This window comes from Burkholderia contaminans (genome assembly GCF_029633825.1).
In the GTDB taxonomy this organism is placed as follows: Bacteria; Pseudomonadota; Gammaproteobacteria; order Burkholderiales; family Burkholderiaceae; genus Burkholderia; species Burkholderia contaminans.
In genome coordinates, this window is sequence record NZ_CP090642.1 from 292,833 (window position 1) to 311,890 (window position 19,058).

The window sequence follows — 19,058 nt, forward strand, 5'->3', positions numbered from 1 at the left end:
GTCGGCGATGAAACCGGCTTGCCGACGTGCGTCGGGAAGGCTTCTGCTGCAGGTCTGCCGAGCGGGCGTCGATTGCGCGTTACGCGTCGGCATCTTGATCGGCGCGCGGCGTCCTGCCGGTCCAGCGTCGATACGCATGACGGAAACTGCGCGGCTCGCTGTAGCCGAGCCGTTCCGCGATGGCGGCGACCGTCAGCTCGGGATCGTCGAGCATCCGCACCGCTTCGTCGCGGCGCACGTCGTCGAGCAGCGACTGAAACGTGAGGCCATCCTTGTCGAGCCGCCGGCGCAGCGTGCGCTCGGTCAGGTGCAGTGCATCCGCGAGCGACGTCATCGACTTGAAGCGCGCGAGATCGCGCGCCATCAGCTCCTTCGCGCGATCGGCGAAGCGCGTGCCGACCGACGCGGCCCACTGCCGTTCGAGCGCCTCGCACTGGCCGTGCAGCGCATTGAAGCTGACTTCGTTCGCGAGCAGCGGCCTCTCCGTGCCGTTCACCGACGTGAACACGAGCCGGTTGTCGGCTGCATTGAACGTGACCTTGCAGCCGAAGTGGCGCGTGTAGTCGGCCGCGTTGCGCGGCGTGCGGCGCGCGAGCTGCACCTGCTCGGGCCAGACGGGCTTGCCGACGAGATCGGACACGATCAGCCGCAGGCTCGACAGGCACATGTCGACCTGGAACCCCTCGAGATCGGGCTCGCCGTTGTAGCGGCTGATCGTCACGCTCATGCCGTCCGCATGCGCATCGATACGTACATCGAAATACAGCCCCATGAACAGCGGAAACTGGCCCATGCACCGGAACGCCTGCATCACCGAGCCGCTGATCAGCATTGCATAGCCGGCGAGGCCGAGCGTCGACACGTGCAGCCGCGCACCGATCGACAGCCCGATCGACGGCACGCCGCTGCGCTGCAGCAGGTTGTGGAAGCAGCGCTGCTCCTGGCCGCGATTCACGTGCAGGTTCGGCGACGCGACTTCTTCCGCGCCGAGCCCCGTGCCTTCGAGCAGCGCGGCGCCGTCGATATGCCGCACGCGGCACTCGTCCAGCGCGACCGCGATCGCGTGGACGGTGGCGGGAATGTCCTCCTGGCGCCCGGCCGGGCGCGCGAGGCCGAGCGACGAACGCAGGCTGCGTTCGGCCCGGCTCTGGTCGGGATGGGAGCGGCTGTTCATGGTGCTGAAGGGGCGACGGGTCGCGTAGAACATAGCCGGAATGTCCGCAAAACGCCAGTGCCGCACAGCAGCATGCATGGCTCGTCGGCGCGACACGCGGCGATGTGTCCGGAAATATCCCCCGATTACGTCCGCTTTTCTCATTCGTGGCCGATTTTTTGGCGCACCACACTTTCTCCCAGTCGTGCGCCGCCGGCCATGCCGGGCGAACGAGTGTTGAAGCCGTGAACGCCACCCACGTGAGGACAGCATGGACAACGACAGCCCAGGTCGATACGCACCAGCCGCCGCGACGCATGACTTCGGCGCGCACGCGATGCGAGGCGACGCGGACGAACGCCGCAAGCCGCACCTGCTCGGGCTCGCGACGCTGGTGATCTTCGGCCTCGCGTACATGCTGCCGATGACGGTGTTCACGACCTACGGGATCGTCACGAGCGAGACGAACGGGCATCTGACGGCCGCGTACGCGGTCACGCTGGTCGCGATGCTGTTCACGGCGCGCAGCTACGGCCACATGGCGCGGCTGATGCCGAGCGCCGGGTCGGCCTATACGTTCGCGAGCCGCAACTTCGGCACGTCGGCCGGCTTCATGGTCGGCTGGGCGTTGCTGATGGACTACCTGTTCATCCCGATGATCAGCTACCTCGCGATCGGCATCTACATGAAGCAGATTTTCCCCGGCGTGCCGGCCAGCGTGTGGATCGTCGGCAGCATCGTGCTGATCACCGGGCTGAACATCGTCGGCATCCGGCTCGTCAATCGCGTGAACCTGATCCTGATCGCGAGCCAGCTCGTGTTCATCGCGATCTTCTTCATCGCATCCGCGCGAGTCGCATCGGGAGAAGGGCTGTCGATGGCCGTCGCGCTGCCGTCGTCGGGCGATGCGCGTGCGATCTTCGCCGGCTCCGCGATCCTGTGCCTGTCGTTCCTCGGTTTCGATGCGGTCACCACGCTGTCGGAGGAAACGCGCGAGCCGAAGCGCACGGTGCCGCGCGCGATCCTGCTCTGCACGCTGGCGAGCGGCGTGCTGTTCATGCTGGTCGCCTACGTCGGGCAAGTGGTGTTTCCCGACTGGCACGCATTCAAGGATCTCGATTCGGCCAGCCTCGAACTGATGCGGCGCATCGGCGGCGGGACGCTGTCGGCGTTCTTCGTCGCGGTGTACGTGGCCGGCTGCTTCGCGAGCGCGATGGCGGGCCAGGCAAGCGTGACGCGCGTGCTGTTCGCGATGGGCCGCGACCGGGTGCTGCCCGAACGCGTATTCGGCCATCTGCATGCACGGCTGCGCACGCCGGTGCGCGCGACGCTCGCGGTCGGCATCGTGTCGCTGTCGGCACTGTTCATCACGCTCGACCTCGCGTCGACGATGATCAGCTTCGGTGCGCTCGTCGCGTTCGCGGTCGTGAACCTGTGCGTGATGCGCAGCTATCTGTGCCGCCCCGAGCATCGCCGCTTCGCGGGCTGGATCACGTTCGGCGTGATGCCGGCGATCGGCTTCGCGATGAACGTGTGGCTCTGGTCGGGCCTGTCGCGCCAGACGTTCTACGTCGGTATCGGCTGGCTCGTGCTCGGACTCTGCCAGCTCGTGTGGCTGACGCGCGGCTTCACGCGCCCGGCGCCGACGCTGTCGATGAATTGAATGACCGGTGGCCGACCGCCGGCCACCGGCTCTGAAACCCTGAAGGAGGAATCATCCATGAACGCTGTTGACGTCAATCTCGATGCGGACCTGCAGGCTATCGGCAAACGCCACCTGCTGATGCATTTCACGCATGCCGATGCGTATCGCGACAACGCGCTCACCGTGTTCGACCGCGGCGAAGGCTGCTGGCTCGTCGATCGCAACGGCAAGCGCTACTTCGACGGGCTGGCGGGGTTGTACTGCGTGCAGGTCGGCTACAGCCACGGCGCGGAAATCGGCGACGCGATCCGCGAGCAGATGGTGCGGTTGCCGTTCGCGACCAACTGGGGTGTGGGTCACGAGCCGGCGATCAAGCTTGCGCACAAGCTCGCCGCGCTCGCGCCGGAGGGGCTGAACCGCGTGTTCTTCACGTCGAGCGGCTCGGAGTCGAACGAATCGGCGATCAAGCTGGTGCGCCAGTATCACCAGTCGCGCGGCGAGCCGCAGCGGCGCAAGTTCATCGCGCGGCGGGTCGCGTATCACGGCACGTCGTTCGGCGCGCTCGCGCTGAACGGGATGACGAACTTCCGCAAGCATTTCGAGCCGCTGATGTCGGGCGTGCGGCACGTGGGCAACACGAAGCGCTACGGCCGCCCGATGGGCGAGACGGAAGCGGAGTTCACGCGCCACCTGCTCGACGAGATCGAATCGCTGATCGTGCAGGAGGGGCCGGATACCGTCGCCGCGATCGTCGTCGAGCCGCTGCAGAATGCGGGCGGCAGCCTGACGCCGCCGGCCGGTTACGCGGCCGGGTTGCGCGACATCTGCGACCGGCACGGCGTGCTGCTGGTGGCCGATGAAGTGATCTGCGGGTTCGGCCGGCTCGGCGAATATTTCGGCTCCGCGCGTTACGGGCTGAAGCCGGACATCATCACGTTCGCGAAAGGCATCGCATCGGGCTACGTGCCGCTCGGCGGCGTGATCGCGAGCGACGCGGTGGTCGACACGGTGCTCGACGGCCCGCAGCAGATGTTCCTGCACGGCGCGACCTACGGCGGCCACCCGGTCGCGTGCACGGCCGCGCTTGCGAACCTCGCGATCATGGAGCGCGAAGGCGTGCTGGAGAACGTCCGCAGCAATGAGGCCGTGTTCCGCCAGACGCTCGACGGCCTGCTCGAACTGCCGTGCGTCGGCGACGTGCGCGGCGACGGCTACCACTACTCGCTCGAACTCGTGACCGACAAGGCCGCGCGCCGCTGGGTGGCCGGCATCAGCGCGCAGGCATTCGTGTCGACGCTGCTCGCACCCGCGATCTTCGACGCAGGGCTGCTGTGCCGCGCGGGCGTCGATCACGAAGGCACGCCGATCGTGCAGTTCTCGCCGCCGCTCGTGATGTCGCGCGACGAGATCGTGTGGTTCGTCGCGAAGATTCGCGACATCCTCGTCGACACCTATGCGCGGGCGACGCGCTGAGCGCGGCGTCCTTCATTCCAGGAGCATTCGATGAGAACGTCACGACAGTCCTATATCGACGGCCAGTGGCTCGACCCGGCCGATGCGAAGCCGATCGACGTGATCGACCCGAGCACGGCGCGGCCGTATGCGCAGCTCATGATCGGCGGCGCGGCCGACGTCGATCGCGCGGTCGGCGCGGCGAAGCAGGCCTTCGACACGTATTCGCGCTGGCCGGTGGACGAGCGCGTCGCGCTGCTGCGGCGCGTGCTCGACATTTACCAGCGCCGCTATGAGGAGGTCGCGCAGACGATCAGCCAGGAGATGGGCGCGCCGATTGCATTTGCGCGCGCGGCGCAGGCTGCGGTCGGCACCGCGCACCTCGAGCAGACGATCCGCGCGTTGCAGTCGTTCCGCTTCAGCACGCAGACCGATTCGCTGCTGGTGTCGCACGAGCCGATCGGCGTATGCGCGCTGATCACGCCGTGGAACTGGCCGATCAACCAGATCGTGTGCAAGGTCGCGCCGGCGCTCGCGGCTGGCTGCACGATGGTGCTCAAGCCGAGCGAGATCGCGCCGTTCAGCGCGATCCTGTTCGCGGAGATCCTGCACGAGGCCGGCGTGCCGCCCGGCGTGTTCAATCTCGTGCATGGTTACGGGCATGACGTGGGCGACGCGCTGTCGCGGCATCCGGATGTCGACATGGTGTCGTTTACCGGGTCGACGCGCGCGGGCGTCGAAGTCGCGAAGGCGGCCGCCGACACCGTGAAGCGCGTGCACCAGGAGCTCGGCAGCAAGAGCCCGAACCTGATCCTGCCCGACGCCGATATCGAGGATGCGGTCACGCGCGGCGCGCGCAGCTGTTTCAGCAACAGTGGCCAGTCATGCAATGCGCCGACGCGCATGCTCGTGCACGCCGACCATCTTGCGCGGGCCGAGCAAGCGGCGCGGCGGGAGGCGGAGCGCACGGTCGTCGGCGATCCGCGTTCGACGGAAACCGGCATCGGGCCGGTGGTCAGCCGCACGCAGTTCGACCGCATCCAGCACTTCATCCGGCTCGGGGTCGAAGAGGGTGCGACGCTCGTCGCCGGCGGGCCGGGGCGGCCGGACGGGCTCGGTGACGGGTTCTACGTGCGGCCGACGGTTTTCTCGAACGTCACGCCGGCGATGACGATCGCGCGCGAGGAGATCTTCGGGCCGGTGCTGTCGATCATGACCTACCGGACCGAAGAAGAAGCCGTCGCGCTCGCGAACGATTCCGTCTACGGGCTCGCGGCCTACGTGCAGTCGAAGGATATCGAGCGTGCGCGCAGGGTGGCGACGCGGTTGCGGGTGGGCAACGTCCACATCAACTACCCGGCATGGAACCCGGCCGCGCCGTTCGGCGGCTACAAGCGCTCGGGCAACGGCCGCGAGTATGCGGAGTTCGGCTTGGTCGAGTATCTGGAGACGAAGGGGACGACGGGGTACGCTTGAGCGTACGTACGATGCTGCGCCCGCACGGGCGAGTCGCGACGCGCATGCGCCGTTACCTGCGCCGCTCGCGGCGGCTGGCCGCCACGGCCACGCACAGTGTCGGCAGTTGCGGCGTGGCGGATACTTCCCGTGCGCTGCGAAGCACGCGGCGTCGAGCCGACGCCGCGCTCGCCGGCAATCAATCCTCGTCGGGATCCGTTGCGCCCGCATCGGATCCCGCAACGGGCGCGGCGGCCCGCCGGCGGATCTCGGAATCGAGGATCAACCGCCCGCGCAGCTTGCCCTTCATCCGCTTCACATGCTTGGGCGCCTCGGTCATGTGCTCGACCATCAGCGCCCGGACGCGCTCGGTGTCGCGCTCGCGCGCGGCCTGCAGGATCGCCTTGTGGATCGACACGTTCGCTTCGCCGAAGCGCTTGTGCTCCACGAGCGGCGTATCGTTCCGGAACTCGATCAGTTGCCGGATCATCTCGTTGATCAGCTCGCAGCTGAAGCGCAGGAACGGGTTCGGGTTCGCGGCCGCGAGGATGTCGTGGAATGTCGTGTCCTCCTGGCGCTGGCGCAGCATGTGCCCGCGGTCGTGCACGCCCGATGCGCCGTCGCAGCACGCGATGTTCGCCTCCAGCGCCGCGAAGTCGCGCTCGCTCAGATGCGGCACGGCACCGGCCGCCAGCTCGGGTTCGAGCAGCTTGCGCACGGTGTAGATGTCGTCGATCGTCACGTCCTTGAAGAACAGGTAGTTCTGCAGGAGCTGCAGCGTGCGGTCGAGCGGCACCTCGACGACCATCCCGCCGCCCGACGGCCCCGTCGTGACCTTGATCAGCCCCTGCACCTCGAGCGACTTCAGCGCCTCGCGGATCGTACTCTTGCTCACAGCATAGAGCTGCTGCAGCTCGGCTTCGCGCGGCAGGCGATCGCCCGGCTTCAGGTCCTTCTCGGTGATCAGCCGCTTGATCTCCTCGGCGACGAGATCGGCCCGCTTCGGCTGCTTGATTTCGACCGCGAGGCCCGCCCTGGCTCGGTCCATGACCATCTTTACGACTCCTTTGTCTGACTGCGCGCCGCGTCATCGTCGACGATCCGTGCCGGCGCGGGTACGGAATTTTGCCTGATTGACACCAATTTTGATCAACTCTAGCATCAGGTTCATTCTATTTATCATGATAAATAGGATCAACCGGCGGCGCGCATCCAGCAGGGCGTGGGCACGGTTTGGCAGTCGGTCGCATCGCGTGTGTCCCCCTTTATCAGGAGCGTCAACTTGAATCGCCGAGAACTGTTGAAACTGGCCGCGCTGTCGGCCGTGCCGGGCACGCTCGGCAGCATGTCGTCCCGAGCCGCGTTCGCGCAGGGTTCATCCATTCAGCTGGCGTGCCCGGTGCCGATGTCGGGGCCGTTCGCCGCCAACGGCAAGTACGCCGATCTCGGCATGCAGCTCGTCGTCCAGCAATACGGCAAGGTGCTCGGCGCGCCGCTCGCCTACACGGCGCTCGACACCGAGGGCAAGCCCGCGACCGCCGTGCGGCGCGTGCAGGAGATCGCACAGCAGAAGGGGGTGCGTTTCTTCGCGGGCGGCATCCTGTCGTCCGAATCGCTGGCGATGGGCAAGGAAGTCCAGAAGGCGGGCGGCGTGTTCATCACGACGGCCGGCGCGGACGAGATCACCGGCAAGGATTGCAATGCCGCGACGTTCCGCTGGTCGGTGCCGACCTTCGGCGCGATCGAGCAGACGGTGCGCCCGTTGACCCAGATGCTGCCGAAGGCGAAGCGCTGGTACACGATCACGCCGCAATACGTGTTCGGCGACGGCCTGTTGTCGGCCGCGAAGGCGATCTTCAAGGAAAAGGGCATCGAGCATGTCGGCAACAGCTACCACTCGCTCGCCGAGAAGGAGTTCAGCGGCTACCTGACGAACGCGGCGGCCGCGCAGCCGGACGTGCTGCTGATCCTGAACTTCGGCTCGCAGTCGTCGGACACGCTGCGCCAGGCCGTCAGCTTCGGGATGAAGCGCAACTGCACGATCCTGCTCGCCTGGGCGTCGGGCCTCGAGCAGTTCGAGGCGCTCGGGCCCGACATCTGCGACGGCGTGTATTTCGGCGCGCAGTACTGGCACGCCATTGATTCGCCGCTGAACCGCGACCTCGTTAAGCGCGCGAACGCCACGTTCAAGGCGAACCCGAACTACAGCCTCGCGGGTTCGTACATCTGCTCGAAGATCCTGGTCGACGCGATGGTGAAGGCCGGCAGCGCCGATCCGAAGAAGGTGGTCGCGGCGATGGAGGGCATGAAGTACGACGGCCTCACCGGCCCGGAGGAAATCCGCAAGGGCGACCATCAGGTGCTGAAGAACTACTACCTGCTGAAGGGCAAGCCGAAGAGCCGGATGAAGAACGCGGACGACTACGCCGACATCGTCAGCTCGGGCCAGTCGTTCCTGCCGGTCGACAAGACGAGCTGCAAGCTCGCGTGACGCAGTGCACGCGTCCGCGGCCGTCGCGCGCCGCGGACGTCCGTTACCTTCCTTTCTGACACGGAAGCCATGAACGTCTATCTGCTGCAGATCGTCAACGGCATCGGCGTGGGCATGCTGTATTTCCTGCTCGCCGTCGGCCTGTCGATCGTGTTCGGCCTGCTGCGCTTCGTGAACTTCGCTCACGGCGCGTTCTACCTGCTCGGTGCGTATCTCTGCTACCAGGCGCTGCAATGGTCGGCGAATTTCTGGGTCGCGCTCGCGGTCGTGCCGCTCGTCGTCGGCGCGTTCGCGTGGAGCGTCGAAAAGCTCGTGCTGCGTCATGTGTACGCGCAGCAGCACGAATTCCACATCCTCGCGACGGTCGGGCTCGCGCTCGTGCTGCAGGAGTGCGCGATCCTCGCGTGGGGCCCGCTCGGCGACAACGTGCCGCCGCCCGATGCGCTGAACGGCGTCGTGATCTGGGGCGGCTTCGTCTACCCGAAATACCGGCTGTTCGTGATCGCGTTCACGGCCGTGCTCGCCGCGCTGCTGTGGTGGGTGCTCGAAGGCACGCGGCTCGGCAGCACGGTGCGCGCGGGCAGCGAATCGTCCGAGATGGTGTCGCTGCTCGGCATCAACGTGACGCGCGTGTTCAGCCTCGTGTTCGCGCTCGGCGCGGCGACGGCCGCGCTCGCGGGCGTGCTCGCCGCACCGATCCGTGGCGTCGACCCGTTCATGGGCATCGAGGCGCTCGGCGTCGCGTTCGTCGTGGTCGTCGTCGGCGGGATGGGGAATTTTCTCGGGGCGCTGGTCGGCGGGCTGCTGGTCGGCATCGTGCAGAGCCTGATGAGCACGCTGTGGCCGGAAGGTGCGCGGCTGATGATCTATGTCGCGATGGCGGCCGTGCTGCTGTTGCGTCCGAACGGGTTGCTGGGGAGGGCCGCATGATCGAATCGTCGAAACCGCTGTCGCCCGGGACGGCGGCCGCGTCACGCCCGCAGCCGTGGCGCGGCGCATTGCAGCGGCCGGAAGGCTGGCTCGCGGTGGCCGTCGTGTGCGCGCTGCCGGTTGCGCTGAGCTCGGGCTCGCTCGCGACCGAGGTGCTGGTGTTCGCGCTCGCCGCGCTCGGCTGCAACCTGCTGCTCGGCTACACGGGGCTGCTGTCGTTCGGGCAGGGCATCTTCTTCGGGCTCGGCAGCTATGCGGCGGGGCTGGTGCTGACGCACGGCTTCGCATCGGTGACTGCCGCGCTGGTTGCGGCCACCGTGCTCGGTGCCGTGGCGGCCGCGCTCGTCGGCTGGTTCTCGATCCGGCAGCGCGGCACTTACTTCGTGATGCTGACGCTCGCGTTCGGGCAACTGTTCTACTTTCTCGCCTACACGACGCCGAACGTCACGGGCGGCGACAACGGGCTGCTCGACATCCCGCGCCCCGCGCTGTCCTTGTTCGGGCATCCGCTCGTTTCACTCGATTCGCCGTGGCGCTACTACGGCTTCGTCGCGGTGCTGTTCGTCGCGGTGTTCTGGCTGCTGTTGCGCGTATCGCGCTCCGTGTTCGGCCGCACGCTGCTCGCGATCCGCGACAACGAGGCGCGCGCGGCGGCGGCCGGCTACGACGTGAAGCGCTTCAAGCTCGCGGCATTCGTGCTGTCGGGTGCGGTCACGGGGTTCGCCGGTGCGCTGCATGCCTTGATGACGGGCATCGCGCCGCTGTCGAACATCGACTATCACACGAGCGAGATGATCCTCGTGATGACGGTGATCGGCGGCACGGGCAACCTGTTCGCGTCGGTGCTCGGCGCGGCATTCTACGTGCTGTTCGCGGACTGGCTGTCGACGTTGTGGCCGCGCTGGCTGCTGCTGCTCGGCCTCGTGCTGATCGCGGTCAGCCTGTTCATGCAGCGCGGGTTGTGGGGATTGGGGGAACGCGTCGTGGCGTCGCTGCGGCGCGGCGGACGGACGGCGACGACGACCGGGGAGCGGCAATGAGCGAAGCGATTCTCGAGGCGCGCGGCATCGTCAAGCGCTACGGCAAGTTCACGGCGCTGGGCGGCGTCGATCTGAGGATCATGCCGCGCACCGTGCATTCGGTGATCGGGCCGAACGGCGCCGGCAAGACGACGCTGTTCCATACGTTGACGGGCACGCTGCCGATCACGTCGGGTTCGATCCTGTTCGACGGTCACGACGTGTCGCGCGAACCCGATCACAAGCGCGTGCGGCGTGGCATTGCGCGCTCGTTCCAGGTGACGAGCCTGTTTCCGAACCTGAGCGTGCGCGAGAACCTGCGCGTCGCCGCGCAGGGCGTCGAATCGCGGCGCGCGCTGAATCCGTGGGCGCCTCCGCGCGGAGCGCTTGCGCACGACGGCATCGTCGACGACGTGCTCGAGCGGCTCGGCCTGCAGCGCTTCGCCGATACGGCGGCCGGCGTGCTGTCGCACGGCCAGCAGCGCCGGCTCGAGGTCGGGATGGCGCTGGCGGCGCGACCGCGCGCGATCTTTCTCGACGAGCCGACGTCGGGCATGGGGATCGACGATCTCGACGACATGAAGGCACTGATCCGCGGCCTGCGCGACGACTACACCGTCGTGCTGATCGAACACAACATGGGCATCGTGATGGATATCTCGGACACGATCACGGTGATGCAGCAGGGCCGTGTGCTGGTCGAAGGCAAGCCGGACGCGATTCGCGGCGACGAGCGCGTGCGCAGCGCGTATCTCGGCAACATGATCACGGGAGGCCGCGCATGATGCTCGACGTGAAGGAAGTTCACGCCTGCTACGGCAAGAGCCACATCCTGCAGGGCATTTCGCTGAACGTGAACGAAGGCGAGACGGTGACGCTGCTCGGCCGCAACGGCGCGGGCAAGTCGACGACGCTCAAGACGATCGCGGGCGTCGTCGCGCCGACCGGCGGCGCGGTGACGTTCGCGGGACGGCCGGTGTCCGGGCAGCCCGCGCACCGGATCGCCGCGCGCGGCCTGTGCTTCGTGCCGGAGCATCGCGGCATTTTCCGGCTGCTGTCGGTCGAGGAGAACCTGCGGCTCGGTGCGCGCCGCGATTCACCGTGGCAGCTCGACGACATCTACCGGATCTTCCCGCGCCTGAAGGAGCGCCGCCGCAACGGCGGCGCGCAGTTGTCGGGCGGCGAGCAGCAGATGCTCGCGATCGGCCGCGCGCTGATGAACCACCCGCGGCTGCTGATGCTCGACGAGCCGGTGGAAGGGCTCGCGCCGGTGATCGTCGAGGAGATCGTCGAGCAGCTGAAGCAGATCAAGGCGGCCGGCGTCGCGATCCTGCTCGTCGAACAGAACCTCGAAGTGTGCACGCAGCTCGCGGATCGCCACTTCGTGATCGAGCAGGGCGTGATCGTCTACGAGGGCAGCAACGCGGCGTTCGCGGCCGATCACGAGGTGAAGGACCGTTACCTGGGTGTCGGCGTCGCGTAAGCGCCGCGCCCTTTCAATGCGAGGAATTCCATCGATGCAAGTTCAGGATTCGACACCGGGCGTCGCGGCGTCCGGCTTGCGCGTCGACGGCGCGCGGCTGTGGGACAGCCTGATGCGTCTCGCGCGGATCGGCGCGACCGACAAAGGGGGCGTGTGCCGCCTCGCGCTCACCGAACTCGATCGCGAGGCGCGCGACCTGTTCGTCGCATGGGCGAGGGAAATCGGCTGTACGGTGCGTGTCGACGCGATCGGCAATATCTTTGCGCGGCGCGCGGGCGAACGGGACGACCTGCCGCCCGTGGCGACGGGCAGCCATATCGATACGCAGCCGACTGGCGGCAAGTTCGACGGCAACTACGGCGTGCTGGCCGGCCTCGAGGTGCTGCGTACGCTCGACGACGCCGGGGTGCGCACGCTGGCGCCGCTCGAGGTCGCGGTGTGGACTAACGAGGAAGGGTCTCGCTTCGTTCCGGTGATGATGGGTTCCGGCGTGTTCGCGGGCGCGTTCACACTCGACCATGCGCTCGCGCAACGCGACCGCGACGGCGTGTCGGTGCGCGATGCGCTGGCCGCGATCGGCTATGCGGGCGATGCGAACGACGGGCGCGGCGCGCATCCGGTCGGCGCGTATTTCGAAGCGCATATCGAGCAGGGCCCGGTGCTGGAGGCGCACGACACGACGATCGGCGTGGTCGAGGGTGCGCTCGGGCAGCGCTGGTATGACGTGACCGTGCACGGCATGGAGGCGCACGCCGGCCCGACGCCGATGGCGCTGCGGCGTGACGCGCTGCTCGTCGCGTCCGATCTCGTGCGCAAGGTGAACGACATCGCGTGCGCGCATCCGCCGCATGGACGCGGCACGGTCGGCTGGGTCGACGTGCACCCGAATTCGCGCAACGTGATTCCCGGCCGCGTGACGCTGACCGTCGACCTGCGCGCGGCCGACGACGCGACGCTGGCGGAGATGGATGCAGAATTGCGCTCGACATGTGCGAACCTGGGGGCGGCAGCCGGGATGCAGATCGACATCGCTGCAGTTGTGTGCTTCCCGCCGCAGCCGTTCGATCCGGCGCTGGTCGAGCAGGTGCGGGCCGGCGCGGGCGCACTCGGACTGTCGTCGATGAACGTGATCAGCGGCGCAGGCCATGACGCCGTGTATCTCGCGCGCGTGGCGCCGACCGCGATGATCTTCGTGCCGTGCAAGGACGGAATCAGCCACAACGAGATCGAAGACGCCGATCCGGCCCACCTGGAAGCCGGCTGCAACGTGTTGTTGCATGCGATGCTGGGCGCCGCCGGGATCGCGGAGGGCTCGGCACGATGAAAATCCTGATCGCCCGGATGAACCACGAGACCAATACGTTCTCGCCCGTGCCGACGCCGCTTGCCGCGTTCGGCCGCAACGGCCCGGACTGGGGCGACGACGCGTATCGCGCGAATCGCGGGATGCGTACCGCGATGGCCGCGTTCCTCGACGCCGCCGAGCGCGAAGGCGCCGACATCGTGACGCCCGTATCCGCGGCCGCGAATCCAAGCGGGCCGGTCGCGGCCGACGCGTATGCGGCGATCTGCGACGCGATCGTCGCGGCCGCGCCCGGCTGCGACGCGGTGATGCTCGACCTGCACGGCGCGATGGTCGCCGAGCAGAGCGCGGACGGCGAGGGTGACCTGCTCGAGCGCGTGCGCGCGGCGTTGCCCGGCGCGCCGATCGCGGTCGCGCTCGACCTGCACGGGAACGTCACGCAGAAGATGGTCGATCACGCGGACGTGATCGTCAGCTTCAAGACTTACCCGCACGTCGATATGTACGAGACCGGTGAGCATGCGGCGCGCGTGCTGCTCGACCGGCTGCACGGCCGCACGCGGCCCGTGCTCGCGTGGCGGCAGCCGCCGCTGATGACGTCGACGCTGCGCAGCGCGAGCGCGGAAGGCGCGATGCGGCGCGCGGTGGAGGCCGCGCGTGCGGCCGAGGCCGACGGGATGCTCGCGGTATCGGTGCTGCCCGGCTTCTCGCTCGCGGACATTCCCGCACCGTGCATCAGCGTGGTGGTCGTGGCCGATGGCGACCGGGCCGCGGCCGACGCGGTGGCCGAGCGTATTGCACGGCAGATCTGGGACGCGCGCGACGACTTCGTGTATCGCAGCGCGCCGCTCGCCGAATCGGTGGCGCAGGCCGCGGCGCTCGCGCGCGACGCGGATCGCCCGGTGCTGATGCTCGATCACGGCGACAACTGCATGTCGGGCGGCCCGTGCGACACGATGGACCTGCTCGAAGCCGCGCTCGCGCACGGGCTGGACGGCATCGTCAGCGGGCCGTTGTGCGACCCGGAAGCCGTCGCGGCCCTGATCGACGCGGGTGTCGGCGCGACCGTCACGGTATCGGTCGGCAACCGCCTGCCGTCACACGGCGGCGTGCGGCGCGCACCGTTTCGCGCGACCGGCATCGTGCGCGCGCTCACCGACGGCGAATACGTGATCACGGGGCCCACTTACACGGGCCAGCGTGCGTACATGGGCCGCACGGCCGTGCTCGACATCGGCGCGGCCGTGCTGGTCATCACCGAGCGTACGCAGGAGCCGTGGGATCTCGGCGTATTCGAGAGCGTCGGTGTCGATCCGCGCCGCGCGCGCTTCCTGCTGCTGAAGTCGCGGATGTATTGCCGGCCGGTGTTCGTGCCGATCGCGGCCGCGCTGGTCGAGTGCGACAGCCGCGGCGTGACGGGTTCGGACTACGGGTTGTTCCATTACGAGCGTCTTGCGCGGCCCGTGTATCCGCTCGACGATGTCGGCGAGTGGTCGTCGTCCGGCACACGACGGATGGATTGACGGAAACGAACCGGGCGCGAGACGCCGGATATGCCGGCTTTCGGGCATCATGCGATGGCGCCGACCCGTCGAGCAGCAGGGTCGATGCCATCCCTTGTGTCCGCAACCGATCCGGAGAATCGACCGACATGCATTCGAATCCTTTTCGCCCGCGCAGTGCGCGCCTGCTCGCCGCGCTGACCCTCGCCACGACGGCCGTTGCCGCCCACGCCGCCGACTGGATCGTGTCCGGCAACGACGGCAAGTACCAGCGCGTCGAGGGCCGCGACACCTATCTGGCTTCGCCGCCCGCCGATACGCTGACGCTGCTCGATGCCAGCACGTTCCCGCCGAAGGTCGCGCTGCAGGTCGACGTCGAGAACGGCATCCAGGGGCCGCCGCAGGCCGTCGCGATCACGCCCGACGCGAAGCTCGCGCTCGTCGGCGCGCCGACGCGCTACGACACGGCCGCGAAGCAGCTCGTGTTCGACACGTTCCTGCAGGTCGTGAATCTCGATGCCGCGCCGCCGTCGATCACGCGCATCGAGCTCGGCACGCATGCGCAAGGGATCGCGATCGACCGCGCGGGCAAGCTCGCGCTGGTCGCGAACGTCGACGGCAGCGTGTCGATCCTGCGCATCGACGGCACGAACGTGACGCTCGACGGCAGCCTGAAGATCGGCAAGAAGCGGCTGGCCGGGATCAGCTTCACCCATGACGGCAAGCATGCGCTCGTGTCGCTGCGCGACGAGCAGGGCATCGCGGTGCTGAACGTCGACGACGGCAAGGTGACCGACAGCGGGTCGCGCCTGAGCACCGGCGTCGCGCCTTACACGATCGACGTGTCGAGCGACAACCGCTGGGCCGTCGTCAGCAACGTCGGGCTCGCGGGGCTGCCGGGCTATACGGGCACGCTCGCGGGCGACGCCGATACCGTTGCGCTGATCGACGTGTCGCGCGTGCCGTTCCGCACGGTCCAGTACCTGACGGTGCCGTCGCTGCCGGAAGGCGTCGCGATCTCGCCGAACGGCAAGTGGATCGCCGTGCAGGCGATGGACGGCTCGAACCTGACGGCCGACAACCCGGGCCGCCACAAGATCGGCAAGGTGCTGCTGTTCGAAATCCGCAACGGGCAGGCCGTGAAGGTGAGCGAGCTGCCCGGCGGCGAAGCCGCGCAAGGCATCGTGTTCACCGCCGACAGCCGGCACGTGATCGTGCAGTTCAACGTCGAACGGCAACTGGCGCTCTATTCGGTCGAAGGCGGCAAGCTGCACGATACGGGCAAGCGGATCGCGCTGACGGGTGGGCCGTCGTCGTTGCGCACTTTGCCGCGCTGATACGCACGGCATTGCCCCGTTCAGTTTCGTAGGTTCATGCGGCGCCCGGGTTCGCCGGGCGCCTGTCAAAGCACACCCTTCGTGCGCCGCCGTTGCAACGCAACAATGGCGGGAATGTGTACCCAAAGCCACTTAACGCCGAATTGTTTAGTTAAACAAACTGAAAATTCGGGAAACTTCCTGTAGTGAATAAACAGTCGTTGCGGCACTGTAAGCGCTCGGGAAGCTGGTGACGTTCCAGGAGACAGGGTAAAGGAGGCGAAGGTTGCGGCGGCAACGATCGTCGCCGGGTAGTCGCATGTGAAGGTCAGCGTGACGTCGCTAGGGGGGACCAGCCGAAGTCACGCCGCGCGGCATCGATGTGCCGCGCAGGGCCGCAAGCCGGGCGGCGTGCCGGATGATCGTCGGCGCCGGACCAATCGTTTTAATTAACGGTACTAAACGAAGAAATGAAAAATCCACGACTCTTGCTCGTCGCCGCACTGACTTGCGCGGCACTGGCCGCGTGCGGCGGCGACGACATGAACGGTGTCCAGACGGGCAGCAACGGCGCAGGAGAGACGCCGTCGACCGTGCCGCCGACCTCGGGGCCGTCGCAACCGTCACAACCTTCGCAGCCGGATCAGCCGGGTCAGCCGGCTCCGCCGAAGCGCACCGACATGGCGTTGACGCAGTTCGTCAATCCGTTGATCGGCACGCAGGTCAATGCGGATTCCGGCTACGCGGGCAACGTGAGCCCCGGTGCGATGGTGCCGTTCGGGATGGTGAATTTCGGGCCGAACACGCCGCGCTACGACTTCAACGGCTCGGGCGGCTACCTGTCGTCGGGCGGGTCGGGCGGCACGATCGACTTCTTCAGCGTGACGCACCTGAGCGGCGTCGGGTGCCCGGGGCAGGGCGCGGTCGCGATGCTGCCGACCGATGCGGCGACGGCCGTGGCATCGGGCGGCCGGCCGATCGGCGTCGGGTACCGCTACGCGGATGAAACGGCCGAACCCGGGTACTACAAGGTGCGTCTCGCGAACGGCATCGTGACGGAGCTGAGCGCGACCGCGCGCTCCGGCATCGCGCGTTTCACGTACACGAACAAGGACAAGGGCTTTTTCTCGATCGACGCGAAGCTGAACGGCAACAGCGATTCGGGCAGCACGAAGGTCACCGCGAACAACGTCGCGCTGGCGCTCGCGAGCGACGGCAAGTCGATGAGCGGGCAAGCCGTGGCGCCGGCGTTCTGCACGCCATACGGCACGGTATGGAATGCGCCCGTGTATTTCTACGCGACCTTCGACAAGCCGCTGCGCAAGCAGGCGGGCACCTCGGCGGTGAATACTGCCAGCAACGGCGCGGCGACGCTGCAGTTCGACCTGACCGACGCGGACCGGACCGTCACCGTGAAAGTCGGGGTGTCGTCCGTCAGCGTCCGGAATGCGCAGGCGAACCTGAAAGCCGAGGGCGAGACGCTCGCATTCGACGATGCACGCAAGAACGCGTCCGGTCTGTGGAACGACCGGCTCAACACGATCCAGATCGACCAGGCCGCGACACCCGCCGCGCTGAATGCGACGCAGAAGGCGAACCTGACGAAGTTCTATACCGCGCTCTATCGCGTGTTCGGCACGCCGACGCTCTACAGCGACACGAACGGAGAATTCCGCAGCATGCGCCAGCCCAGGAACGCGGACGGCAGCTATCCGAAGTCGGTCGACCAGACCGGCACGATTCCGCCGCGCGCGACGGCCAGGGTTGGCGATTACGCGTTCCGGCGCGCCGACGGATCGCAGGGCGGTGCGGGCAACCACTACACGGGTTTCTCGCTGTGGGATACGTATCGGTCGCAGGCGCAGTTGCTGGCGCTGCTGGCGCCGAAGGAATCGAGCGACATGATGCAGTCGCTCGTCGTCGACGGGTTGCAGTGCGGCGCATTCCCGCACTGGGTCGACGGCAGCGACGACTCGACGCCGATGGCGGGCGACAACGCACTGAACGTGATTGCCGGCGCGTACAAGTTCGGCGCGACCGATTTCGACCTGGTATCGGCCGCCCGCCTGACGAAGCAGTCGGCGTTCGATCCGTCGAGCGCGTGCAACGACCGCACGAGCGCAGCGGGCCTCGCCAATTTCCTGACGGCCCACTACCTGTCGCAGAGCGACGACGGTCACTCGTCGTCGGCGACCATCGAGCGCGTGCTGAGCGACCGTTCCGCGGCCGCGTTCCTGCAGGCGCTGCCCGCCAGCGTGCTGACCGCGCCGTCGGTCGGCGTGACGACCGACGGCATCGGCACGCTGTACACGCGAGCCGGCTGGTGGCGCAACATCTTCGACTACACGAACAAGGTGATCGCCGCGCGCAACGCGCCGCCGGCCGGCTCGGCGCCCGGCACGCTGGGCACGCTCGTGCAGGGTTCGTTCCACGAATCGACGGAGCCGAACTACTTCTGGACCTTCGCGCAGGACTGGAGCGCGCTGATCGATGCGATCGGCGGCAAGCAGGCAGCCGTCACGCGGCTGAACACCCTGTTCGCGATCACGACGCCGTTCTCGACCGTGCCGTCCTCCGGCAGCCTGAACGGCGGCGAATCGTCGAACAACCTGTACATCGGCAACGAACCGTCGTTCCAGTCGCCGTGGGGATACAACTGGGCCGGGCAGCCGAGTGGCGCACAGTACGTTCTCCCGATCATCATGTCGAAGTCGTTCACGACCGCCCGCGACGGGCTGCCGGGCAACGACGACATGGGCGCGACGTCGAGCTGGTACGTGTGGGCGTCGCTCGGGATGTTCCCTGTCATTCCGTCGGAAGCGGGACTGGCGCTGTCCACGCCGCAGTTCAGCGGGATCACCGTCTGGTTCGGCAACGGCAAGACGCTGCGGCTCGAAAGCGACAAGCAGGTCGCGATGGACAGTGCGGGGCGCCCGTCGTTTGCATATATCCAGTCGCTGAAGGTCAACGGCGCGGATTACGCGGGGTCATGGTTGCCGCTGGGCAAGATCGCCAACGGCGGCACGATGAGCTACGCGCTGTCCGCGACGCCGACGCAGTGGGCGGCGGCCGACAACCTGACACCGCCGTCCGGGCCGAACGCGGACTACACGCAGATGACGGCCGGCGGAGCGTCAGCCGCGACACGCATGCGCCAGGCCGGCGCGCGATGAACGCCAGCGGGCACGCGCAACGGCCACCGTGCGTGCGCGTCGAGACGATGCCATCCGGGAGAACGACAACATGCAATCGAAATCGCGCCGGAAATGCCTGTCTTACAGCGCAGCACTCGCCGGTACGAGCTGGCTC

Annotated in this window: 14 protein-coding genes; 12 read left to right on the plus strand and 2 right to left on the minus strand. The window is 67.7% G+C overall.

Features of this window, described 5'->3' with window-relative positions:
- Window positions 1-79: 79 nt before the first annotated feature.
- Window positions 80-1,174, minus strand: a complete 1,095-nt coding sequence (locus tag LXE91_RS33590; protein ID WP_039355379.1) for an AraC family transcriptional regulator — start codon at window positions 1,172-1,174, stop codon at window positions 80-82.
- Between the two features lie 250 nt (window positions 1,175-1,424).
- Between LXE91_RS33590 and LXE91_RS33595 the strand changes: the two genes are divergently transcribed.
- From LXE91_RS33595 to LXE91_RS33605, 3 genes are read left to right on the plus strand one after another with little or no spacing between them, the layout of a single operon-like run.
- Window positions 1,425-2,816, plus strand: a complete 1,392-nt coding sequence (locus LXE91_RS33595; protein ID WP_039355144.1) for an APC family permease — start codon at window positions 1,425-1,427, stop codon at window positions 2,814-2,816.
- Between the two features lie 57 nt (window positions 2,817-2,873).
- Window positions 2,874-4,271, plus strand: coding sequence for an aspartate aminotransferase family protein (locus LXE91_RS33600; RefSeq protein ID WP_039355140.1), 1,398 nt, complete (start codon window positions 2,874-2,876; stop codon window positions 4,269-4,271).
- Between the two features lie 30 nt (window positions 4,272-4,301).
- Window positions 4,302-5,726: an aldehyde dehydrogenase family protein gene (locus tag LXE91_RS33605; protein WP_039355137.1), complete on the plus strand. Its 1,425-nt coding sequence runs from the start codon at window positions 4,302-4,304 to the stop codon at window positions 5,724-5,726.
- Window positions 5,727-5,904: 178 nt separating this feature from the next.
- On the opposite strand, the gene LXE91_RS33610 is transcribed toward LXE91_RS33605, so the two are convergent.
- Complete coding sequence (locus tag LXE91_RS33610) at window positions 5,905-6,759, minus strand: FadR/GntR family transcriptional regulator (RefSeq protein ID WP_039355135.1); 855 nt, start codon at window positions 6,757-6,759, stop codon at window positions 5,905-5,907.
- 228 nt (window positions 6,760-6,987) lie between these two features.
- On the opposite strand from LXE91_RS33610, the gene LXE91_RS33615 reads away from it, so the two are divergent.
- From LXE91_RS33615 to LXE91_RS33655, 9 genes are all read left to right on the plus strand, one after another.
- Window positions 6,988-8,196, plus strand: a complete 1,209-nt coding sequence (locus LXE91_RS33615) for an ABC transporter substrate-binding protein (protein WP_039355132.1) — start codon at window positions 6,988-6,990, stop codon at window positions 8,194-8,196.
- A gap of 69 nt (window positions 8,197-8,265) precedes the next feature.
- Window positions 8,266-9,126 (plus strand): branched-chain amino acid ABC transporter permease, encoded by an 861-nt coding sequence (locus LXE91_RS33620; protein WP_039355129.1) that lies wholly within the window; start codon window positions 8,266-8,268, stop codon window positions 9,124-9,126.
- Window positions 9,123-10,166 carry a branched-chain amino acid ABC transporter permease gene (locus LXE91_RS33625; RefSeq protein WP_039355125.1) on the plus strand — a complete coding sequence of 348 codons (1,044 nt, stop codon included), beginning with the start codon at window positions 9,123-9,125 and terminating at the stop codon, window positions 10,164-10,166. Before LXE91_RS33620 ends, LXE91_RS33625 begins: the two co-directional genes overlap by 4 nt.
- Entirely contained in the window at window positions 10,163-10,930 is a 768-nt protein-coding gene (locus tag LXE91_RS33630) for an ABC transporter ATP-binding protein (protein ID WP_021160139.1), read from the plus strand. The genes LXE91_RS33625 and LXE91_RS33630 overlap by 4 nt, the downstream gene beginning before the upstream one ends.
- A complete protein-coding gene (locus LXE91_RS33635) occupies window positions 10,927-11,628 on the plus strand; it encodes an ABC transporter ATP-binding protein (protein ID WP_039355122.1) in 702 nt (233 codons plus the stop codon). Before LXE91_RS33630 ends, LXE91_RS33635 begins: the two co-directional genes overlap by 4 nt.
- Before the next feature lie 34 nt (window positions 11,629-11,662).
- Window positions 11,663-12,952 (plus strand): Zn-dependent hydrolase, encoded by a 1,290-nt coding sequence (locus tag LXE91_RS33640; RefSeq protein ID WP_039355120.1) that lies wholly within the window; start codon window positions 11,663-11,665, stop codon window positions 12,950-12,952.
- A complete protein-coding gene (locus LXE91_RS33645) occupies window positions 12,949-14,454 on the plus strand; it encodes a M81 family metallopeptidase (RefSeq protein ID WP_039355117.1) in 1,506 nt (501 codons plus the stop codon). Before LXE91_RS33640 ends, LXE91_RS33645 begins: the two co-directional genes overlap by 4 nt.
- A 128-nt stretch (window positions 14,455-14,582) precedes the next feature.
- Window positions 14,583-15,770: a YncE family protein gene (locus tag LXE91_RS33650; protein WP_039355114.1), complete on the plus strand. Its 1,188-nt coding sequence runs from the start codon at window positions 14,583-14,585 to the stop codon at window positions 15,768-15,770.
- Window positions 15,771-16,219: 449 nt separating this feature from the next.
- Complete coding sequence (locus LXE91_RS33655) at window positions 16,220-18,922, plus strand: glycoside hydrolase domain-containing protein (protein ID WP_039355111.1); 2,703 nt, start codon at window positions 16,220-16,222, stop codon at window positions 18,920-18,922.
- Window positions 18,923-19,058: the final 136 nt, after the last annotated feature.